At 60.2% G+C, this 21,201-nt stretch carries 21 protein-coding genes; 12 read left to right on the forward strand and 9 right to left on the reverse strand.

What is annotated here, in order from left to right; all coding sequences use genetic code 11:
* Window positions 1-3: 3 nt before the first annotated feature.
* The 5 genes from R6W86_RS04015 (at window position 4) to R6W86_RS04035 (ending at window position 5,841) form a co-directional block, all read left to right on the forward strand.
* Window positions 4-957: a hypothetical protein gene (locus R6W86_RS04015; RefSeq protein ID WP_410328095.1), complete on the forward strand. Its 954-nt coding sequence runs from the start codon at window positions 4-6 to the stop codon at window positions 955-957.
* A 149-nt stretch (window positions 958-1,106) separates the two neighbouring features.
* Window positions 1,107-1,622, forward strand: coding sequence for a diaminobutyrate acetyltransferase (gene ectA / locus R6W86_RS04020; protein WP_091998752.1), 516 nt, complete (start codon window positions 1,107-1,109; stop codon window positions 1,620-1,622).
* A gap of 187 nt (window positions 1,623-1,809) precedes the next feature.
* Window positions 1,810-3,078 (forward strand): diaminobutyrate--2-oxoglutarate transaminase, encoded by a 1,269-nt coding sequence (gene ectB, locus R6W86_RS04025; protein ID WP_410328096.1) that lies wholly within the window; start codon window positions 1,810-1,812, stop codon window positions 3,076-3,078.
* Between the two features lie 51 nt (window positions 3,079-3,129).
* On the forward strand, window positions 3,130-4,581 hold the full coding sequence (locus R6W86_RS04030) for an aspartate kinase (RefSeq protein ID WP_410328097.1): 1,452 nt from the start codon (window positions 3,130-3,132) through the stop codon (window positions 4,579-4,581).
* Between the two features lie 261 nt (window positions 4,582-4,842).
* Window positions 4,843-5,841 (forward strand): RNA polymerase sigma factor RpoD/SigA, encoded by a 999-nt coding sequence (locus tag R6W86_RS04035; RefSeq protein WP_410328098.1) that lies wholly within the window; start codon window positions 4,843-4,845, stop codon window positions 5,839-5,841.
* 2 nt (window positions 5,842-5,843) lie between these two features.
* On the opposite strand, the gene R6W86_RS04040 is transcribed toward R6W86_RS04035, so the two are convergent.
* From R6W86_RS04040 to pdxH, 5 genes are read right to left on the reverse strand one after another with little or no spacing between them, the layout of a single operon-like run.
* The gene (locus R6W86_RS04040) at window positions 5,844-6,299 is read right to left on the reverse strand and encodes a DUF3429 domain-containing protein (protein ID WP_410328099.1); all 456 of its coding nucleotides are present in this window, start codon (window positions 6,297-6,299) and stop codon (window positions 5,844-5,846) included.
* Window positions 6,296-6,601, reverse strand: coding sequence for a DUF6482 family protein (locus tag R6W86_RS04045; RefSeq protein WP_410328100.1), 306 nt, complete (start codon window positions 6,599-6,601; stop codon window positions 6,296-6,298). Before R6W86_RS04045 ends, R6W86_RS04040 begins: the two co-directional genes overlap by 4 nt.
* Before the next feature lie 57 nt (window positions 6,602-6,658).
* Window positions 6,659-7,240, reverse strand: coding sequence for a DNA-3-methyladenine glycosylase I (locus R6W86_RS04050; protein ID WP_410328101.1), 582 nt, complete (start codon window positions 7,238-7,240; stop codon window positions 6,659-6,661).
* 8 nt (window positions 7,241-7,248) lie between these two features.
* Window positions 7,249-7,989, reverse strand: a complete 741-nt coding sequence (locus tag R6W86_RS04055; RefSeq protein WP_410328102.1) for a 4'-phosphopantetheinyl transferase family protein — start codon at window positions 7,987-7,989, stop codon at window positions 7,249-7,251.
* A 16-nt stretch (window positions 7,990-8,005) separates the two neighbouring features.
* Entirely contained in the window at window positions 8,006-8,641 is a 636-nt protein-coding gene (pdxH, locus tag R6W86_RS04060) for a pyridoxamine 5'-phosphate oxidase (protein WP_410328103.1), read from the reverse strand.
* 266 nt (window positions 8,642-8,907) lie between these two features.
* Here pdxH and R6W86_RS04065 point away from each other — a divergent pair, with 266 nt between their 5' ends.
* The gene (locus R6W86_RS04065) at window positions 8,908-11,739 is read left to right on the forward strand and encodes a DUF748 domain-containing protein (protein ID WP_410328104.1); all 2,832 of its coding nucleotides are present in this window, start codon (window positions 8,908-8,910) and stop codon (window positions 11,737-11,739) included.
* A gap of 8 nt (window positions 11,740-11,747) precedes the next feature.
* On the opposite strand, the gene R6W86_RS04070 is transcribed toward R6W86_RS04065, so the two are convergent.
* Entirely contained in the window at window positions 11,748-12,566 is an 819-nt protein-coding gene (locus R6W86_RS04070) for a substrate-binding periplasmic protein (protein WP_410328105.1), read from the reverse strand.
* 111 nt (window positions 12,567-12,677) lie between these two features.
* Between R6W86_RS04070 and yfbR the strand changes: the two genes are divergently transcribed.
* The 4 genes from yfbR to R6W86_RS04090 all read left to right on the forward strand — a co-directional run bounded on the left by yfbR (window position 12,678) and on the right by R6W86_RS04090 (window position 16,231).
* On the forward strand, window positions 12,678-13,283 hold the full coding sequence (yfbR, locus tag R6W86_RS04075; protein ID WP_410328106.1) for a 5'-deoxynucleotidase: 606 nt from the start codon (window positions 12,678-12,680) through the stop codon (window positions 13,281-13,283).
* 118 nt (window positions 13,284-13,401) lie between these two features.
* A complete protein-coding gene (locus R6W86_RS04080; RefSeq protein WP_410328107.1) occupies window positions 13,402-14,217 on the forward strand; it encodes an SDR family NAD(P)-dependent oxidoreductase in 816 nt (271 codons plus the stop codon).
* Between the two features lie 68 nt (window positions 14,218-14,285).
* On the forward strand, window positions 14,286-15,392 hold the full coding sequence (locus R6W86_RS04085) for a GGDEF domain-containing protein (RefSeq protein ID WP_410328108.1): 1,107 nt from the start codon (window positions 14,286-14,288) through the stop codon (window positions 15,390-15,392).
* 50 nt (window positions 15,393-15,442) lie between these two features.
* Window positions 15,443-16,231, forward strand: coding sequence for a class II glutamine amidotransferase (locus tag R6W86_RS04090; RefSeq protein ID WP_410328109.1), 789 nt, complete (start codon window positions 15,443-15,445; stop codon window positions 16,229-16,231).
* Between the two features lie 7 nt (window positions 16,232-16,238).
* Here R6W86_RS04090 and R6W86_RS04095 read toward each other — a convergent pair whose 3' ends face one another.
* Entirely contained in the window at window positions 16,239-17,132 is an 894-nt protein-coding gene (locus tag R6W86_RS04095) for a metal-dependent hydrolase (RefSeq protein WP_410328110.1), read from the reverse strand.
* A gap of 231 nt (window positions 17,133-17,363) precedes the next feature.
* On the opposite strand from R6W86_RS04095, the gene R6W86_RS04100 reads away from it, so the two are divergent.
* The gene (locus tag R6W86_RS04100) at window positions 17,364-18,470 is read left to right on the forward strand and encodes a helix-turn-helix domain-containing protein (protein ID WP_410328111.1); all 1,107 of its coding nucleotides are present in this window, start codon (window positions 17,364-17,366) and stop codon (window positions 18,468-18,470) included.
* Between the two features lie 213 nt (window positions 18,471-18,683).
* The gene (locus R6W86_RS04105; protein WP_410328112.1) at window positions 18,684-19,091 is read left to right on the forward strand and encodes an NINE protein; all 408 of its coding nucleotides are present in this window, start codon (window positions 18,684-18,686) and stop codon (window positions 19,089-19,091) included.
* On the opposite strand, the gene R6W86_RS04110 is transcribed toward R6W86_RS04105, so the two are convergent.
* Window positions 19,092-20,456, reverse strand: coding sequence for a WS/DGAT/MGAT family O-acyltransferase (locus tag R6W86_RS04110; RefSeq protein WP_410328113.1), 1,365 nt, complete (start codon window positions 20,454-20,456; stop codon window positions 19,092-19,094). It lies immediately after the preceding gene.
* 234 nt (window positions 20,457-20,690) lie between these two features.
* Complete coding sequence (nirD, locus tag R6W86_RS04115) at window positions 20,691-21,059, reverse strand: nitrite reductase small subunit NirD (protein ID WP_410328114.1); 369 nt, start codon at window positions 21,057-21,059, stop codon at window positions 20,691-20,693.
* Window positions 21,060-21,201 lie beyond the last annotated feature (142 nt).

Below are 21,201 nucleotides of genomic sequence, written 5' to 3' on the forward strand. Positions count from 1 at the left end.
TTCATGGCGGAGAAAGGTCGCATTTGTCCCCTGGCTTACCGCTATGCTCCCGTTGACCTGTGCCGGCAGGTCAGCGAGGGTTCCGCCGATGTGCTGTATGTGATCGGCGGTCTCTACGGCAATATCCTTGCGCTGGATGAAATCGAGCGTATGGCCAAGGCGGAAGAGCGGGAGGGCCGGCGCGTCCAGCTGGTGTTCAACGGCGACTTCAACTGGTTCAACGCCAGTGACGAGCTGTTCCGGGCCGTCAATGAACGGGTGCTCGGGCATACCGTCAGCCTGGGTAATGTGGAGTATGAGGTGGCCAATCCGAGCCCCGGCGCCGGCTGCGGTTGCGTCTATCCCGAGTTTGTCGATCAGGGCGTGGTGGATCGCTCCAACCGGATCATTGAACGGCTGCAGGGTGTGGCCTCAGTTCACCCGGATATCCGGAAGCAACTGGCTGATCTGCCCCGGTATCGCTGCCTTATGTTTGGAGGCCTAAAGATTTTGGTGCTACATGGCGATCCCGAATCCCTGGCGGGTTGGGGCCTGGCTCACGAAGCCTTTTCTGAAGGTAACGAAGCCACCCTGGTGGATTGGTTCAGGCTGACCGGGGCCGATGCCATGGTCTGCACCCATACCTGCCTGCCGGTGCTGTGGTCGGGGATGGTGGCAAGGCAGGCCCGGCTGGTGGTCAATAATGGCTCGGCCGGAATGGGCAACTTGCACCGCGACCCCCGGGGGCTGATTACCCGCATCAGCGTATCCGGACCCTCTGTTGAGCCCGTGGCAGCGCTGGAGTGCCGCGATCTGAACTTTTCGCTGGTGCCCGTGGCCTTTGATCACCGGGCCTGGCTGACCCGGTTTGACGCACTCTGGCCCTCCGGTTCCGATGCCGAAGTGTCCTATCGGAATCGGCTTCTCAACGGTACTTCCCTGGCGCCGGAAGATGTCGTTTTTCCTTCCGGTTTTTAATCCGATTGTCACTGGCGATTGCTTCGATTCGGTCTATTCTTAAAGCGTGAGGACGGGCGTCTTGCCGTGGACAAATGGACCGCAACTTGAAATATATTTTGTGGTCTATATAATTCAGCACTAATTTTTAGAAGCGAATTGATCACGTTATGACATCAGAAGGTTCGAATACCACCGCCATCAGTCTTCGTACACCCACGAAGGATGATGGCTACAGGCTCCACCAGCTGGTGGCCGAGTGCCCGCCGCTGGACCCCAACTCGATTTACTGCAACCTGTTGCAGTGCAGCCACTTTGCCGAGACCGGCGTGGCCGCGGAGAAGGAAGGCGATCTGGTCGGCTTTATCTCCGGATACATCCCTCCCCAACAGCCCGAGACCGTGTTTGTCTGGCAGGTGGCGGTTCACGAGAAAGGTCGTGGACAGGGCCTCGCCAAACGGATGCTAAAAGAGATCGTTTCCCGTGATGCGTGCAAAGACGTCACCCATATGGAGACGACCATCACCGAGGACAACGAGGCCTCCTGGGCGCTGTTCCGTTCATTTGCCCGTGATATGGGAGCCGAGCTCACCTACCACGAGCACTTCGAGAAAGAGAAACACTTCGGTGGCAAGCACGATTCCGAATTCCTGCTGCGCATCGGACCTTTCACGAAGCCTGTCTGAGAGCCCTGGTCTCACGATCTCTGATCGTGAATGACTGACTGTGAATTGGACTAGCCGGCAGACCACCCGAGGTAGGTCTGCCACCAAGGCTTAAACCAACGCACGGAGGGCTTGTCGCGACCGACATGTATTAACCGACAGGTCCCCGCGCATCTACCTCGAACCTGAAATGCTAAGAGGCAAGACAATGGAAATTTTCAAGTCGACCGAATCAGAAGTACGCGTTTATTCCCGTGCCTTTCCGGTGATTTTTAACCGTGCCAAGAACGCACATCTTTACACCGAAGACGGCAAGGAATACCTGGATTTTCTGGCCGGCGCCGGTTCCCTGAACTACGGCCACAACAACGACATCCTGAAGAAAGCCCTGCTCGAGTACATCGAGGCAGACGGCGTGAGCCAGGGCCTGGACCTGTTTACCACCGCGAAGCACGACTTCATGGAGTCGTACAAGAAGTACATCCTTGACCCCCGTGGCCTGGACTACAAGATGCAGTTCACCGGCCCCACCGGTACCAACTGTGTGGAAGCGGCCATGAAGCTGGCCCGCAAGGTGAAAGGTCGTACCAACATCATTTCCTTCACCAACGGTTTCCACGGCGTAACTGCCGGCGCCGTTGCCGCCACCGGTAACGAGCATCACCGCGGTGGTGTGGGTGTCCCCCTGGGCCACGTGGACTTCATGTTCTATGACGGCTACCTGGGTGAGGACGTGGATACCCTGGATATCATGGACAAGGTGCTGTCTGACAGCTCCTCCGGTGTTGAACTGCCGGCCGCTGTGATCGTTGAGGCGGTCCAGGGTGAAGGTGGTCTGAACGCCGCCCGTGCCGAGTGGCTAAAAGGCCTGTCCGAGCTGTGCAAGAAACACGATATCCTGATGATCCTGGACGACATCCAGGCCGGTAACGGCCGGACCGGTGAGTTCTTCAGCTTTGAGTTTGCGGGTATCAAGCCGGACATCGTGACCGTGTCCAAGTCCCTCAGTGGCTACGGCCTGCCGATGGCACTGGTGCTGTTCAAGCCGGAGCTGGATGTCTGGGATCCGGGCGAGCACAACGGTACCTTCCGTGGTAACAACATGGCGTTCATCACCGCCCGTACCGCGATCGAGACCTACTGGAAGGACGACGCCTTTGCTAACGAAGTGAAGGCCAAGACCAAGGTTCTGGGCGATGCCCTGCAGGCCATCTGCGACAAGTACCCGGGCGAGTTCAAGATTAAGGGCCGGGGCCTGATGCGTGGTATCGAAGCGAAGGACGCGGATCTGACCGGTCCGATCACCAAGCGTGCCTTCGAGCGCGGCCTGATCATCGAGACCAGTGGTCCGAACGATGAAGTCATCAAATGCCTGATGCCGCTGACCACCAGTGAGGATGACCTCCGTAAGGGTGCCTCCCTGCTGGCGGAAAGTGTCGACGAGATCATGCAGGAAGGAGTCAGCGAGGCGTCGTAAGGCGCCCGCACTTCCGGGACATTCATTCTGCAGGATAGCGAAGGCAACTATATGACTACTGCACAGCATACCGTCGAGAAGATCGGCGGTACTTCCATGAGCAACTACGAGACCGTTCGCGACAATATCATCATTGGTAATCGCAGCAAGGACGACCTCTACCAGCGCATCTTCGTGGTGTCCGCCTATGGTGGCGTGACCAACGAGCTGCTCGAACACAAGAAGACCGGTGAGCCCGGGGTCTATGCCCTGTTTGCGGATGCCGAGTCGGACTGGGCCTGGGGCGATGACCTCACCAAGCTGGTGAAGTTCCTCACCGACATCAACGGTGAGCTGTTCCAGGATCCGATGCTCAAGCAGCAGGCGGACCAGTTCATCACCGACCGTATCGAGGGCGTTCGCGGCTGCCTGATCGATCTTCAGCGGCTGTGCTCCTATGGCCAGTTCCAGCTTGAGGAGCACCTGCTGACCGTTCGTGAGATGCTGGCGGGCATCGGTGAGGCCCACAGCGCTTTCAATACTGCCCTTAAACTGCAGCAGGAAGGCATCAACGCCCGTTTTGTCGACCTGACCGGCTGGCGCGACAGCGAGCTGCTGCCGCTCGATGAGAAGCTCAAGCAGGCCTTCGATGCTGTTGATCTGAGCCGAGAGCTGCCCATCGTGACCGGTTATGCCCAGTGCAAGGAAGGTCTGATGCGGACCTTTGATCGGGGCTACAGCGAAATGACCTTCAGCCGGGTGGCGGTGATCACCAACGCCCGCGAAGCCATCATCCACAAGGAATATCACCTGAGCTCCGCCGACCCGAACATTGTCGGCGCTGACAAGGTGGTACCCCTTGGGCGGACCAACTACGACGTGGCCGACCAGCTGGCCAACCTGGGTATGGAGGCGATCCACCCCCGTGCCGGTAAGGGTCTGCGCCAGAACGAGATCCCGCTTCGGGTGATGAACACCTTCGAGCCAGAGCATACGGGTACCCTGATCACCGGTGACTACATCAGCGAGACCCCGCAGGTGGAAATCATTGCCGGCGCAAAGGGTGTGTTCGCCATCGAGGTGTTCGACCAGGACATGCAGGGCGAGCCGGGTTCCGACCGCAGGATCCTGGACGTGCTGAGCCGCTTCAAGGTGCGCTTCATGTCCAAGGACACCAATGCCAATACCATCACCCACTACGTGGACAGCACGCTCAAGCATGTCAAGCGTGTGGTCAAGGCGCTGAAGGAGGAATTCCCGAACGCCGAGCTAAATACCCGTAAGGTGGCGCTGGTATCGGCCATCGGCAGCGACATGAAGGTCCCGGGCATCCTGGCGCGTTCCGTCAAGTCACTCGCGGATGAAGACATCAGCGTACTGGCGATTCACCAGTGCATGCGCCAGGTGGATATCCAGTTTGTGGTGGATGAGGACAACTATAAAAAGGCGATCAGTGCCCTGCATGCGAGCCTGATTGAGCCTCACAACCACGAGTACGCCATCGTGGCGGCATCCATCGAGTAAAGGATTACCGGTGGGCGGAACCGGTCGCTCCGCTCACTGGTAATGGAGGACGTCTTGCCTCCAGATCGGGCGCCCGGTCGGCAGGCTCACTTCAGGTGGGTTCTCACGGCCGGGCGCGGCCGATCCCACTTCCGGCGTTCCATTCCTGTTACTTTTCTGGCCTGACTCCGGCCTCCGCATTTCCCCCTACCGCGCCAATCTGACTGCTTGCTCCAAACGTATTCATTCACGAATATTCTGACCCAGACCGGTACCGTAGCCATGCGAAAAGATGACAGGCAGGGGCCGTCTCCGACTCCGCCCAACGATGGTGAAAGGGATTCCCTGGTCGGGCTGTATTTCAGGGATGCGTCCCGTTATCACATGCTCTCCGACGATCAGGAGCGTCGTCTGTCCCGAAAACTGTCCCTGTGTTTCCGGATTGTCAGCACCGAACTGGGACTGCCCGAATCGACACCCCAGACCTTTCGCGAGGTGATGGGCAGTATCGGCGATGCGTGCGCGTTCTCCACGCGCTGCCTCCGGGCCTACCACCTTGCCATGGCCTGCCGGCGCAAACTGATTCAGAGCAACCTGCGTCTGGCCGTGCACATCGCCCGGAGGTACAACCAGCACGGCATCCCCATGCCGGATCTGATCCAGGATGCCAATGTCGGCCTGATCAAGGCCGTGGAACGGTTTGATCCCACCAAGGGGTTTCGTTTCTCCACTTATGCCTACTGGTGGATCAGCGAGGAAGTGAAACGATGCCTGCAGCGGGGCACCCGGGTGGTCCACACGCCGGAGAACGTGGTGGGCGAAATTCGTCAGCTCCAGAAAGTATCGCTCCGCCTGCATCAGCAGCTTGGCCGCACGCCGTCGCAGTCCGAACTGGCCAGCGCCATGGAGGCGACGCCGTCGAGGATTGGTGAATTGCGGGCGTTGGCGGTGCGGGAAGTGTCCACCGACGTGCCGATCCTGAAGGACGGCTCTGCGACCATGGCGGACGCGCTACCGGCCGCGGAGCAGGTGGCTCCGGACTATCCCATGTCCCAGCGGGACCGGCGTAGCGAGCTGCGGATGATGCTGAACGAACTGAGCGATCGCGAGCGGGATATCCTGTCCCGGCGATTCGGTCTGGGCCTGCCCGATGCTGAGACGCTGCAGGTCATTTCCGATGCCCTCGGTATCAGCCGGGAACGGGTCCGCCAGATCGAGAAAGGCGCGCTGCGCAAACTGCAGAGCCGGTTCGGCTCCGCGGGAGATGAAACGGGCGCCTGAATTCAGGCGCCATGGATAAGGAAGAACCAGGCACCGACAGTGACCTGGCACATCAGGACCACTGCGGTCAGCACCAGACGCATCTGACGGTACCAGGCTGGCCAGTAGATCCTCATCCAGCGAGTGTCCACCAGATAGAGCGCCATGTAGGCCAGGGTATAGACCACGACCTGGGCCGTTGTGGGCAGCAGCAGACCTATGCCGGCAGTGACGAAGAAGGCCTGGCTCAGCAGCATCGTCACCAATGGGGACAGCGGATAGCAGCGGTTTTCCAGTTGCATGGAGATGGGCCAGTAGATGCCCGCCATGAACGCCAGGATGCCCGCGCTGTAGAGATAGAAATAGGCCAGGATCGCCACACTGTTTCCGGGCATCAGGAACAGCCCGGCGGTACCGACAATGAACGGAATCAGTCCGGCGATGCCTACGAGGACCGCAAGTCGTGCCACAGAAATCACTGCCGCTGCCTCTGGATCCTGATTCTCATGGGTTCGATGTCGGCCGGTGCCATGCCGACCATCTCATGGTAGGCGGATGGGTGCACTACCTGGGTCTCGAGAATATTGAACGATCCGAGGCTGTCCTGGATTTGCCAGGCGCTGCGGAACAGCGCGGTCTTGCCCCCGGCATCGGATAGCAGAAGGGCCTGGTCGCCGATAACCAGTCTGGCTATGTATTGCTGGCCTTCCAGGGATAGGATTTCCAGCAGGTCAACGACCAGGTCTTTGGTGTCCCTGAGTTCTTCGAGGGTGATTCTCACAGTGAATCTCCGGAGTTGGTGTTACCCCGGTATTTACGCACTCTCGGCGTGACAGGATCATCCGGCCAGCTGCGCACATTCATGATGTTGCGGGCAACCGGTCAGGTGATCATTGACCATCCCGGTAGCCTGCATGAAAGCATAGACAATTGTGGGGCCGACGAACGTGAAGCCCTGCTTCTTCAGCGCCCACGACATGGCCTCGGATTCCCGGGTGGTGACGGGCACCTCGTCGAGCGTGCGCCACCGGTTCTGGATGGGTTGGCCATCCACAAAGGACCACAGGAAATCGGCAAACCCCTGGCCCCGTTCCCGAAGCGCCAGATAGCCTCGGGCATTGCGGATAATCGACTGAACTTTCAGGCGGTTACGGATGATGCCCGGGTTGGCCAGCAATTCGGCCACCTTGTCGTCACCATAGCGGACAATCCATTCGGGATCGAAGCCGTCGTAAGCGGCCCGGTAACTGTCCTGCTTCCGCAGGATGGTGATCCAGCTCAGGCCGGCCTGCTGGCCATCCAGGCAAAGCTTCTCGAACAGGGCCAGATCATCGTATTCGGGCCGGCCCCAGACCGTATCGTGGTAATGCACGTACAGCGGATCGGTGCCGCACCAGGGGCAGCGTCCGGATTCAGTCATATTGTCTCTCACTCTGTCCTGGTTGCAGGGTGAATGATGCGCTGGACAGGCGGTTCCCAAGAAGTTTCCAGGACCTCCGCATCACCCAGGCCGAAGTCCTCGGCCGGCGGCTGCAGCAACTGGATGGAGGGCCAGCCGGGCTGGCCGGTGGCCCCGGATTGCCGGCAGACCAGCGTCACCAGGAACCCCTCGCATTCGTAACAGTAGGCCGACCAGTGGCTGTCGTCCTGATCGCCATACAGTTCAAAACCCTCCAATACCTCCAGGGTCTGCAGGTTGTTGGCGATACCGCGGCCGGTAGCTTTCAGCCAGGCCTCCTTGAGGGTCCAGGAGAGCAGGAAGTTGCCCGGATCATCGGCACGGAACAGCCATTCCTGCTCCCTGGGGGTAAACCAGCGTTTGACCACCTTGTGCCACTGAGGATGCCGCTGCAGAGGCTCGATGTCGACCCCGAGGCCCGCCACCGGGCTTGCCACACAGGCCGACAGGCCATGGCTGTGACTCAGGGACAGGGAAAAGCCGGGTGGCACCTCCGAGCGGTTCGGACGCCCGGGTACCGGACGACAGTCGGTGACCGGTTCACCACTGGTGCGGCTGATGGCCTGGCGGATCAGCCAGCGGCTGGTCAGGTATTCCCGTTTGCGGGGGCCGCCGAATTTCGCGACGGTCTCCCGTTCATAGTCGATGAGCCATTCCGGAACCACCGGATCCCCGCCCGGCGTCTCATGGCACAGCCAGATCTGCGGCATGGACCTGGGTACTCGTTCAGGGTTGCAGTCGTTGGATGAGCCAGCCATCGCCTTCCCTCACATACTCGAAGCGATCATGAAGCCGGCTCGGTCGGCCCTGCCAGAATTCGATCCGTTCCGGAACCACCCGGTAACCGCCCCAGAAGCTTGGCAGCGGGACGTCACCTTCGGAGAACTTGCGTCTGATTTCGGCCACCTTCTGCTCCAGCAGACCGCGGGAGGTGATGGCCTTGCTCTGCTCCGATACCCAGGCACCAATCTGGCTGCCCCGGGGCCGGGAAGCGAAATAACGCAGGGATTCGGCCTTGCTGACCTTCTCGACCGGGCCCTGGATCCGGACCTGGCGGTTCAGACCAATCCAGGGGAACAACAGGGCCGCGCGGGGATTTTCCTCGATCTCGAGGGCCTTGCGACTGCCGTAATTGGTGTAGAACACGAAGCCCTGCTCATCAAAGTACTTGAGCAGAACCGTGCGCAGGTCCGGCATGCCGTCGTTGCCGGTGGTTGCCAGGGACATGGCGTTCGGCTCCAGTATGCCGGCTGTCCGGGCATCCTCGAACCACTGCTGGAACTGCCGGACCGGATTGTCGTCCAGATGCTCCCGATCCAGGCCTTCGCTTTCGAAATCACGACGCATGTCGCCGATGTCCATCCACTCCTCCTCGTCTTGCTCAACCGCCGCGCGAACTGTCTACAGGTAAGGCCTCTGAGCATAGCGGGTTCACACCTTTGTGTCAGTCGCCAGCGTTGACGTCGGGCTGACGGTCTCGATTGTCATTGCCGTTACGGCCTCTCCAGACTTCGTTGTGCCGGGTCAGAACACCACAAGCTGACAAACGGACACCGGGCCGACTATCCTTGTGTCAGGTAAGGGGCTGATCCAGCCCCGGTTTTCCGCCAAACACAAAGGAGAGTTTCGTGCCCCGGAGCCGTCAAAAGAGTCGTCTATCGAGGAACCTCGCAATCGCGGTCCTCGTTCTGGTTGTTCTCTATGCCCTGGCGGGGTTTCTGCTGTTGCCCTGGTGGCTCAAGCGCACCATCCCCGAGCAGCTGGATCAGCAAATGAAATGGCAGGGTGAGTTAACGGACCTTGCCATCAATCCGTTTGCCCTGACGGTGCAAGCGACGCAACTGTCTGCGAACGACAGTGACGGTGAGAAGGTCCTTGGCTTCGAGCGGCTGTTTGTGAATCTCAGTTTTTTCCAGTTATTTCGGGGTATCGTCGGCTTCCAGGAGATCCGCCTGCAGGAGCCCTACATCCGGGCTGACCTGCTCGAAGACTACAGCATCAATTTCGCCCGCGACTGGCAGGCCGCTCACCCGGAATCGAAGCAAGTGCCTGAACCCGAAACCCAAACGTCCGATCAGGACAGTGGCCCTCCGAAGCTGTTTTTCCACCAGCTGGCCATTGATGGTGGCGAACTCCTGTTCCGGGATTTCAGCCAGGCAGAACCAGCAGAATTCCGGATCACGCCCCTGGACCTTTCTCTCAACGACCTTGCCACCTGGCCGCGGGAAGAGGGCGACAGCAACTACTACCTGCTGGCGGCCATCGGCGGCCAGACGGTTGAGTGGCAGGGCGACTTGAGTGTGACGCCGCTCTATTCCAGGGGTAGCCTGCGCATTGCCGACATAAGTTATGAAACCCTCGAACATTTCCTGGCACCCTACTTACCCTATGACCTGCGTGGTGGCAGTGTCACCGTCCAGTCCGGCTACGAGCTTCAGGCCGGGGAGGTGTTTTACCTGGCCACGGAGAATGGTGAATTGTCTCTCGCGGACCTGGCGGTGGCTCTTGACGCGGAGGCCGAGGTCGCCCGGCTTACCAGCGGCCGTGTAGGTGTTGACCAGATCGGGTTTGATCTGACCGCCCGGGAGGCCAATGTAGGACAGGTGATGGTCGATAATCTGGATCTGGCCATAGCCCGCGATGCCGACGGATTGATCGACTGGATGGCGCCGCTGGCGGGTGACAGCAGCGGTGCAAAGACCGAGGAACCGGCGCCGGAGTCGGCGGCCGACACCAGGCCGTTCCGGTGGTCGGTGGACGGCATCCGCATCGCCCGCTCCGCGGTGCGCTGGCAGGATCAAGTACCCGCCACCGAGGCAGATCTGCGGCTGCAGGACATTTCCCTCTCCACCGGAACCATAAGCCACCGGCTGGAAGAGCCGGTCAGCTATGATTTCAGTGCCACCCTGGCCAGCGGCGGCCGGCTGGCGCTTCAGGGGCAGGTAACACCGGCGCCGTTCACCTTTGAAGCGGCGGTGTCCGGGTCCCAGGTCACCCTGTCCGCCTTTGAACCCTACCTGCAGCAGGCCGCGAACCTGAGCGTGGCCGGCGGTGAACTGGGTTTTGACGGCAATCTCGACCTGGACAGCCAGCAGGAACCGATGACCGGAACCTTCAGTGGCACCGCAGAGGTCAGCAACCTGAATCTGCGCCTGGCAGGCCAGCAGAACCGGCTGCTATCCTTGCAGACGTTGCGTCTTTCCCCTATCGAATACAACGTCAGCCCCGCACGCCTGGAAATCGGCACTATCAGCGTGGTGCAGCCGGTTGCCAACATCGTGCGCGGGACCGACGCCGTCCATAATGTCGAGCGAATCCCGCTGTCCGGCGGCGGAACGTCCGCGGATACACAGGCTGACGAAACCACGGCCTCCGAAAACGGGCAGCCCTCGTTCATCTTCCGGATCGGGGAGCTGGCTATTGAGAACGGTTCGGTGGCCTACACGGACCGGACCCTGAGTCCGGCCTTTACCACCTCCTTTGACGAGCTTTCCGGCTCGGTCATCGGCATCAGCAATATCCCGCCGCAACAGGGCAAGGTGTCCCTCAGGGGCCGGGTTGGCCAGGTGGGTAAGGTGGACTTCCAAGGCACCCTTGGCACTCTGGGCACCGATGACGTCAGTGATCTCACGCTGGCCATGGACAACCTGTCCCTGCCGGAACTGTCGCCCTATTTCGGCCGCTACCTGGGTTACGGCGTTGACAGCGGGAAGCTCAACCTGGACCTGGATTACGAGATTGCCGGCAGCCGGATTGAGGCCACGAACCTGGTTGTTATGGACCGGCTGGAGCTGGGCCAGGCGGTGGCCAGTGATGAAGCCGTCAATGCGCCGGTAAAACTGGGCCTGGCGCTGCTCCGGGACCGGGATGGAGTGATCGAGGTGGACCTGCCGATCAGCGGCGACCTGTCGGATCCCGAGTTCAGTCTCGGCCAGGTGGCCATGCGTGCGTTCGTGAATCTGTTGGTGAAGGCGGCAGCTTCGCCATTCAGCATGCTCGGTTCGATTGCGGAGATGGCAGGTCTGACCGGCGAGGATCTCGGCCAGGTCAGTTTCGTGCCTGGCAGCGTTGAGCTGGCAGAAGGTGAGGGGGCCAAACTGTCGGCGCTGGCCGATGCCCTGCGCGAGCGTCCCGAATTGTTACTGAACGTGCGTGGCGCGGTGTCACAGGAAACCGACGGACTGGCGCTGTTGCGAGATGAGCTGACCGATGGCGGCCAGAACGAGCTGTCCGAAGAAGCTTGGGCACGTGCCCGCGAGGCCTATCTCTCGGGCGAACGGAATCTGCCGCCAGAGTCACTCAACAATCTGGCCCGGAATCGGGGCCTGGCGGTTCGCCAGCTGCTGACCGATACCCAGGAGGTTCCGGCCGACCAGCTGTTCCTGCTGGACCCGGTGCGTGATGCCCAGGTGGGTGCCGAAGGCAATGTGGTGGTGCCCTTTACCCTGGATGTCCGCTGAGTGTGTTTTCAGTTGTCCGAAGAGTCTGATGGAAGAGATGGCGGCAGATCCAGCCCCCACTTTTGCACCAGGCTCTGGTAACGCCCGGACTCGATCAATGGCGCCAAGAGATCCATCATGTCCCGGGCGGTGACGGGCCCTTCCGGGTGCGTGATGATACTCAGCTGGTAGGTCTGGTCCGGCTGTTCCGAAATCAGGAACCTGTCCCGGTCTTCAGGGTGTTGGTCCAGATGCATCTGCAGATATGAGTCATTGATGATGGCCACCTGTGCAACCGAGGGCCGGTCCGCCTTGATCAGCTCCAGGTTCCGGCAGGGACTGTCCGAGAATTCGATGTTGAAGCGTTGTTCGAGTTCCCGTGGATCGGTTTCCATGCCGGCAAAGCCATAGTGGTAGCCGGAAAGAGCGACAATATTGCGCTGGTCGAGGTGGTCGAAAAAGCTCCCATCACGCCCCGGCTTGTTCAGGGCGATGTAGTAATCTTCTTCCATGAGCAGCGGGGGGCTGATCAGCGCCTGTTTGTCCTGCCACTCCCAGTTCGGGCTTTCAAAGAAAATGACGTCGTACCGGTGCGCGTCGAAATCAAGGTAACGGCGTTTGGGGGAGGTATGGAAGATGCGGAAAGTGACATCCTGATTGACGGTTTCCAGCTCTCTGAGAAGGTCTCCCAGCAGGCCCTCGACTTTTTTATTTTCGTCGATGTGGGCGATCGGCGGGAAATCGTAAACGCCGACAACAATATCCGTTTGAGCCCAGGCGTTTGGCTGCGGTGCCAGTGAGAACAGCGCAACAAAGACGAGCTTGCAAAGACATCGGATTCGAGGCACGTATAATCCACCTGCTAATAGCGCAATACATTCACCAGTTGTAAAGCTAACACGGAAATACCTGAAATAGGGTTCACGGGTTATCACTTAACGAAAAAAAGGAATCGGGGTATGGGGGTCATCGTAAGCCACTTCTTCGCCTATGTTTCGCGCCTGCGGTGGATCAAGCGCTGGGGCCTGATGCGTAATGCCATCGAGGAGAACGTTGCCACCCACTCCTGGGAAGTGGCCATCCTGGCCCATGCCCTGGCGATCCTTCGTAATCACCGCTTTGGTGGCACGGTCAACGCGGATCGTGTTGCCGCCGCGGCTCTGTATCACGATGCCACCGAGGTGATCACCGGGGACATGCCAACACCGGTTAAGTATCACTCAAGGGTCATGCGGGAAGCCTTTGGCGACATCGAGCACAAGGCCGAGGCGGAGTTGTTGGCCCTGTTACCGGAAGACCTGCAGGGCCCGTTTGCGCCTTACCTGCGGGAGTCGCAACTGGCAAAGGAGGAAAAGGAGCTGATCAAGGCCGCTGACCGGCTGTCGGCCTGGCTCAAGTGCCAGGCAGAGATCCGTGCGGGCAATCAGGAGTTCGGGCCGGCTGCCAGTCAGATCCGGCAACGGCTTGAGCAGGACGGACTGCCGGAAGTTCAGTATTTCCTGGAGGTTTTCGCCCCCAGCTATGACCAGCCACTCGATAACCTTCTGGGCGAGCCGGGCCACTGACCCCATTGCCTGTCGGGAGGGGCGTATGCTGCCATAGGCGCGGCCGCGTTCGGGGCCTAAAGTGGTTTTCCACAGCAGTTCTGCTATACAAGGAAAACCACTACAAGAGGCTCCTGTTATGAAGGATTTGAAGAACAAAGTCGCCGTTGTTACCGGGGCAGGCTCCGGTATCGGTCGCTCCCTTGCCAGGGCCCTGGCGGCCCGGGGCTGCCGACTGGCCATTTCCGACGTGAATGAAACCGGCCTGGCGGAAACAGCGGCGGAACTCAAGGATGCGGACGTCCGCAGCTACCGGCTGGATGTGTCCGACCGTGATGCGATTTATGCCCACGCGGAAGAGGTAGCCCGGGACTTCGGTCAGGTCAACCTGGTGGTCAACAACGCCGGCGTGGCTCTGTCTGCCTCGGTCCGGGAAATGACCGACGAGGACTTCAGCTGGGTCATGGATATTGATTTCTGGGGTGTGGCCCATGGCACCCGGGCCTTCCTGCCGCACCTGATTGCCTCCGGTGACGGTCACGTGGTGAACATTTCCAGTGTCTTCGGCCTGATCGGCGTACCCAAGCAGAGTGCGTACAACGCCGCCAAGTTTGCGGTGCGGGGCTTCACCGAATCGTTACGGCAGGAGATGAAGCTTGAGGGCCAGCCGGTGTCGGTCAGCTGTGTGCACCCTGGCGGTATCCGGACCAACATTGCCAACTCCGCGCGTATGGGCAAGTCCGAAAACGGCGAGGCCCAGCGCAAGGGTTTCGACAAACTGGCCATGACCACCCCGGACAAGGCGGCAGAAACCATCGTCAAGGGCATCCTCCGGGATGAATCACGGATCCTGGTGGGTCCGGACGCCTGGGGCATCGACGCCATCAACCGTCTTCTGGGCTCTGCCTACCAGCCCCTGGTAGAACGCTTCTCCCGCAAGAACCTCTATATCTGAGGCCTGCCGTACATTTTACATACAGTGTCGCCGGACTATACTTGCTGTTCATCCAGGGAAGAATCAGCATGAAATTGCCTCAGCATATGGACCTGGGAGCGACACTGGAGCAGAGTCGCTCGGGTCTCCGACAGGGTCACCGCCGCTCCCTGACGCGGCTACTGTTTCTGGTTACCGGCAGTGCACAGGCGGTTTTTGCCTGCCTGCAGATCCTGAACGGGTTCCTGTGGGTCGGGGTTGGTGAACTGACCGCCAGTGCTCTGCTGTTCTACGGTTTTCGCCGTCTCGAACGAACCCGCCGGTTGCAGTGGTGGATCTACGGGTATCTCATTCCCCTGTTCAGTTTCTTTCTCGTCATCATGTTGCTACCGGAGGCATCGGTGTCGGCCTTTGTGTGGGTGCTGATGATGCCGGTGCTTGCCTACCTGTTGCTGGGCAAGCGAGAGGGCATGCTGCTGAGCGTGCCCTTCATGCTGGTGGGCGGAGTTGTCTACTGGATTCACCTCGGTAACGTGGCCAGTCCCCATGCCCTGACCGACCTCCTTAACATGGTGCTCTGTGGCGCACTGATGCTGGTGTTCATTCACATGTACGAGGTACGGCGGGAAGCCGCCGAGCAGCGGTTGGTGGACCTGGCGCAGACCGATGCCCTGACCGGACTGGCCAACCGTTCCAGTTTCCAGTGCACGCTGCGCCGGACCATTGCAGAATGCGAGAGAAGCGGATCGGAGTTTGCCCTGGCGATCATGGACATTGACCACTTCAAACAGGTCAACGATACCCTGGGCCACGACGCCGGTGATCATGTCCTCGGCCACATCGGCGCCTGTCTGACTGAACGGCTTCGCAGCACCGATTCGGTGGGCCGGCTTGGTGGCGAGGAATTCGGACTGATCCTGCGCGATGTGAAACCGGCGGATGCCTACGAACTGATTGAGGAGCTGCGTCAGTGTCTCGCCAGGAATGAACTGACCTACGGCGAGAGAACCATCCGGGTGACCGCCTCGTTTGGCATTGCCCAGTGGCCGGAGCACGGGCGCGATGCCGAGACCCTGTTCCGGGTGGCTGACCATTGCCTGTTGGGCGGCAAACGTGCCGGGCGGAACCGGGTGGCCGGGGCGGGGATGAACCCCAGTGAGGGCCAGGGTGATCTGCTGGCTGGCATGGGGACCTGATTCCGGTATTCTTGGGGGACACTTGGAACCGTCGGGAAGTCATCAAGTTCATGTGTGAATTGCTGGCCATGAGTGCCAACACCCCCACCGATCTGTGCTTCAGCTTTACCGGCCTGACCCGGCGTGGCGGTGACACCGGCCCGCACAAGGATGGCTGGGGCGTGGCCTTTTATGAGGGCAAAGGCGTGCGTGCCTTCCACGATGCCGACGCCAGTTCCAATTCTCGCATTGCCGAGGTGGTGCAGACCCATCCCATCAAGAGTGAAGTAGCGATCTGCCACATCCGACAGGCCAATGTCGGCTCCATCTGCCTCGCCAATACCCACCCGTTCATGCGGGAGCTGTGGGGCCGTTACTGGGTTTTTGCCCATAACGGCCAGCTGAGTAACTTCCACTCCACCAGTGGCTTTTACGAGCCAGTGGGCACCACCGACAGCGAGGTGCTGTTCTGCGATATCCTCAATCACCTGCGTAGTCACTGTGACCGGGATTGCCCGACCGATGAGATTGTCGAGCGACTTGTCCGGTTGTCCAGCGACTACGCCGGTCAGGGCGTGTTCAATCTGCTGCTAAGCAACGGGGACTGGCTGTTTACCTACTGCACCACAAAAATGGCCAGCATTACCCGGCGGGCACCGTTCGGGCCGGCACGACTAAGGGATGCCGATGTCACTGTGGACTTCGAGGCGGAAACCACCCCCAATGACATCGTCAGCGTGATCGTGACCGAGCCGCTAACCACCGATGAAACCTGGGATATCTACCAGCCCGGGGAGTGGCGGCTCTGGCGCAAGGGCGAGGTGGTACAGTCGGGCCTGGCACCTGCCGAGCCCGACTGACCCGGTGTTACTGCAGCGTGTGACGGTTACCGTTGCGGTACTGGGGTGCGATATGCCCCTGGATCTGTTCCTTGAACCGGGCAATTAGCTCGCTGTTGTCGTGATCCCAGGGATGGAAGCCCGGCTTGAAGTATTCCAGCCAGGTTGGAAACAGGCTCGAGAAGGAGCCGTTCTTGCCCCACATGCGCCACAGGCCCTTGCCGGCGTCCTTCAGTGAAAAACCCTTCCGGTCGTTCAGCATCATTCGCGTGGTGAAATAGGTGGCCATCACGCCCAGGGCGGCGGTGCTGAACGCCAGGTAGAAAGAGCGTTCGGCATAGGTGCCACCGACCTGCTGGAATACATCATAGGTGACCGCCTTATGCTCGGTCTCCTCGATGGCATGCCACACCCACAGCGGCTGCATGGACTCGTGCATGTCCTCGCGCACGTCGTCCCGCGCCAGCAGCATGTCCGCCATCATCGCCGTCATGTGCTCAAGGGCGCAGGTGATGGCCAGCTGGTGACGTTTGGGCAGCTTGCTGGCGATCCCCAGGACCACCTCCAGATGCTTTTCCATCTCCTCCACCGGCATGCCCTGATCACGCACGTGCTGATTCATGGCCACGTGTTCGAGCGAGTGCATCGCTTCCTGGCCGATAAAGCCCCGAACCTCCTCCTTGAGTTTGGGATCGGTGATCTGGTCACGGAACTGGCGGACCGAATCCACGAAAAACTGCTCGCCCTGGGGAAACAGCACCGACAACGCGTTCATCATGTGGCTCAGCAAGTAATTGTCATTGAGCCAGTAACGGGGGACCTGTTCGCCGAACTCGAAGCCCATCCGCTGTGGTTTGATGGAAACGTGGTCCGGAGTCTGGGAAACCGGGGTGGTGGTTCCGGCAGTCTTGGTATTCAGCATGGTGCTACTCCTCTGCGCTTGCGCACTTTGGCTGATGTCATGGCACCAGTGTGCGCCGGTCAACGGCAAGGCTGAATGCTTGAAGGGGACGGCCATCATTCAGGATGGGACAACCACCTGGGCCGCCATTGACTCCGTTGACGCTGCAGGTGGTGTGTGTGGCCCCACTGTCCGGGCCGGTGGCTTCTGATAGAGTCCGGAAACAACCAAAACAGGAATCAGGAACCGCGTATGGCAACAGGTACCCCGGACAACGAGCGGCAGATGCTGGGTTTTTTCCTCGTTCCCGGCGTGTACCTTCGGGTGCTGGCGGAGACGGTCCGGAAACTGGGCCACAATGACCGGCAGTTGTATGAAGGGCTGTCATTCACTGCCAGTGACCTGAAAGCCAACGACAGCCGGGTATTCGTCACCGACGCTACCATCATGGCCCAGCGGGCCCGGGAGCTGGCCGGTCATGAGGGACTGAGTTTTGCCCTCGCCCGGGAACTGCGGCTGACCATCCACGGCACCCTGGGTTTCGCCGCGCTGACCAGCCCCACCTTCGGGGGAGCGCTGGACTCCGTACGCCGCTACCTGCAGCTGCGCGCCCCGTTCCTGACCATGAACCAGTCCCTGGCCGGAGATCAGGTCCTGGTGCAACTGTGCGCCGAATTCGACGTGCCGGATCTGTATGCCTTCCTCGCCGAAACCGTCAGCGCCACGCTGATCCTGCTGACCGAGCAGCTCCTCGACCGGGAAGACGCCGAAGCCCGGGGCTTCGCCCTGGAAGACGGCAAGCTCCCCGGCGTATCCGTCCACCTGAGCGCGTCGGAACCACCGTATTACCACAAGTTCGCCGACCAGCTGCCGGTGCGCTTCGAATACGGCCAGCCGGAACAAATGATGATCTTCCCGAAGACCATGCTGGACGTCCGCATGCGCCTGGCCGATGCCGACGCCTCCGCCATGGCCCGGGAACAATGTGAGTTCGAACTGCAAAAGGCCCTGAAAGAACAGGGCGACATCGCCCTCGCGGTCCGCAACATGCTGCGCATGACCCCCGGCCCGTTACCCTCGTTGGAAGCGATGGCCGACCGGTTCTGCGTCTCCTCCCGAACCCTCAAACGGCGGCTGGCAGACAAGGACACCAGCTACCGGGAAATCCTCGAAGCGGTACTCAAGGACCGGGCCATCCAGCTGTTGCGTTATACCAACCAGTCCGTCAGCGAGATCGCCTACGAACTGGGCTACGCCGACCTGTCCAACTTCAGCCGCGCGTTCCGCAAGTGGACCGGGAAATCGGCCAGCGAATACCGGGAAGATGGTCCAGATCCGGCGCCAGAGGTCGGCCCCTGAAGTCTGTGGTTTCAAAAGCGTTATCGCGAGGTCCAGCGGGACGGGGGGCGGGGAATTTTCCCAGCCGGGAAAATTGTCTGAGCGCAGCGAGTTGTTTTTACCGGCTGGGAAAATTCCCCGCCCTCCGGCCCGGCACAAACCATCAGGCCTTGCTAAATTAAGATCTGACTCCCATATATGTCCCCGAATCCAAAAAACCACCAGGACGTGTAAATGACCGACAGACCCAACACCCACAGCAAAATTTTTGGCTACCTCCTCTGGATCTTTGGATTCCTGGGTTCACACCGCTTCTACTACGGTAAACCGGTGACCGGAACCATCTGGTTCTTCACCCTCGGCCTTTTCTTCATCGGCTGGATCATCGACCTGTTCCTGATTCCCGCCATGGACCGGGAAGCTGATCTGCGCTTCCGCCAGGGCGAGATCAACTACAACATCGCCTGGCTGCTGCTCACCTTCCTGGGCGTCTTCGGGGTGCACCGGATGTACATGGGCAAGTGGATTACCGGCATTATCTACCTGCTCACCGGGGGCCTGTTCCTGATCGGTATTCTCTATGACTTCTGGACCCTCAACGACCAGATTTCCGTGCGCAACGAAGAACGCCGCTTCGGCTGATCACAGCCCGGCGGCGGCCTCCAGTTCGGCCAGACCCTCGTCCAGATAATCCAGCATACGCTGGAGACTGGGCAGGGTGCGCCGGCAACCGATCAGCCCGAACTCCACCTGGTCGTTGTAGCTGGTCAGCGTCATGTTAAGGGCCAACCGGTCCATTGCGATCGAGACCGGATACATGCCTTCCATTTTCGCACCGTTCCAGTACCGGCTTTCCCGGGGGCCCGGAACGTTGGAAATCACCACATTGAACGTTTGCCAGTTCGGGGCCATTCCGGTGAGCAGGTGGAACGCGGCCGGAGCCAGGGTCAGCGCCGTGTAGTTGATGATCTCCTCGGGCGACATGTGGGCATAGCGTTCCTTGGCTTCCTGCATGCCCTGATGGATCTTGCGTAGCCGCTCGGCCGGGTCCGGCTCGTCGGTGTGCAGGTTGGCCAGGATCACGCCCACCTGGTTGCCGCCGGAGCTGTCGTCCCGGCGCAGGGACACTGGCACCATGGCAATCAGCGGCTTGGCCGGTAGCGCCTCCTGGTTCATCAGATAACCCCGCAACGCCGTGGCGCACATGGCCGTGACCACATCGTTCACGGTGGTGCTGTAGGCCTGGCACACTGCCTTGATCCGCTTCAGGCAGAAGGATTGGGCAGCAAACCGGCGGGAGCCAGTGATTTTCTGGTTCAGCACACTGCGGGGTGCATGGAAAATGGAATGGTAGGCCGGATCCTTGCGGGCCTCGTTGATGGTCCTCAGCAACTCTCTGGCCACCGTGGGTATCGTGCCAAGTTGCTTGCCGGATTCCCCCAGCAGATACCCGACGCTGCGCCACAGCGACGCGCCCTCACCTGATTCTCCCCGGACCCTGGGTGGCAAGGCCCAGATTGGCGGCATGCCTCTTTGTTCCGGGTCCTCGGACAGGGTGCGGGTTACCATGCGCATGGCCGAGACCCCATCCACCAGGGAGTGATGGACCTTGGTGTACAGGGCAAACTGTCGCTCCCCCAGCCCCTCGATCAGGTGAACTTCCCACATCGGTCGCTCCCGGTCCATCAGGTGTGAGTGCTCGGCCGAAACAAACTTCAGCAGCTCTCGAACACGGCCGGGTGTGGGGAGCGCCTCGAACCGGAAATGATGTTCCAGATCCAGATGCTCGTCCTCGATCCATACCGGTTGACCCAGCCGGTAGCTCAGGCGCTGATTGAAAGGCGGTGTGACAAGCGTTTGCTCCCGGAGCTGATCTGCGAGTCGGGCCACGTAGTCGTCCGGTGCGTCATCCGGAAAGGAAAACAGCTGCAGGCCGCCCACATGCATGGGTTGCTGGCGTTTTTCGAGCCAGAGGAATAATTGGTCGGTGGGACTCAGGGGCTTCACGGTGGCATCCTTGTCGTTCTGTTTTCCGTGATCTTACCTTAGTCGGATTGTCCTGAAATTGACCCTGGGTGATTGGTGGCGCTGAAAATTGGCAATTCGGGTTTATTGGCCGTCCGAGGGCGGTGCATGGCGCGGGGCCGGGGGTGCTTTTCTTCTGGGAACAAAGAACTCGCTGCGCTCAGACAATTGTTCCCGGCAGAAAAGCACCCCCGGCCCCTCGCCTTCCGGCTTTGGTCAGGCCGCCTGGGGTAGTTGCTGTGTTGCAGGAATTTCAAGGCGGATACGGTTTCCGTCCAGGAGGACCGGGTAGGTTTTTAGCTGGACCGATTCGTCTTCAAGGCAGACGCCGGTGCGCAGGCTGAAATGCTGCTTATACAGCGGAGAGGCGACGACGGGCTCGCCTTTCAGATCGCCGGTGATACCCCGGGCCAGAACATTGACGCCGCTGAACGGATCGGTGTGACTGACCGCAAACAGGGCCGGCAGCCGGTGTGGCAGGTAGAACACCGCCACCGGTCCGTTCTCTGTCCAGACCGCAATACCCGATTCCGGCACCAGATCCTCAACCGAACAAACCACATCCCAACGAGTCCATGCTCTCATTTTCAATCTCCCAGATATTTTCAAGTCACTTTTTCCGCTCTTTGGTTCTCGGCGTTCCTTTTCTGAGGTCCGTGAGCGCGGTGGTGTGGGGGATGCCTTTCTGCCGGGAACAATTGTCTGAGCGCAGCGAGTTCTTTGTTCC

This window comes from Marinobacter sp., assembly GCF_046484525.1.
In the GTDB taxonomy this organism is placed as follows: domain Bacteria; phylum Pseudomonadota; class Gammaproteobacteria; order Pseudomonadales; family Oleiphilaceae; genus Marinobacter.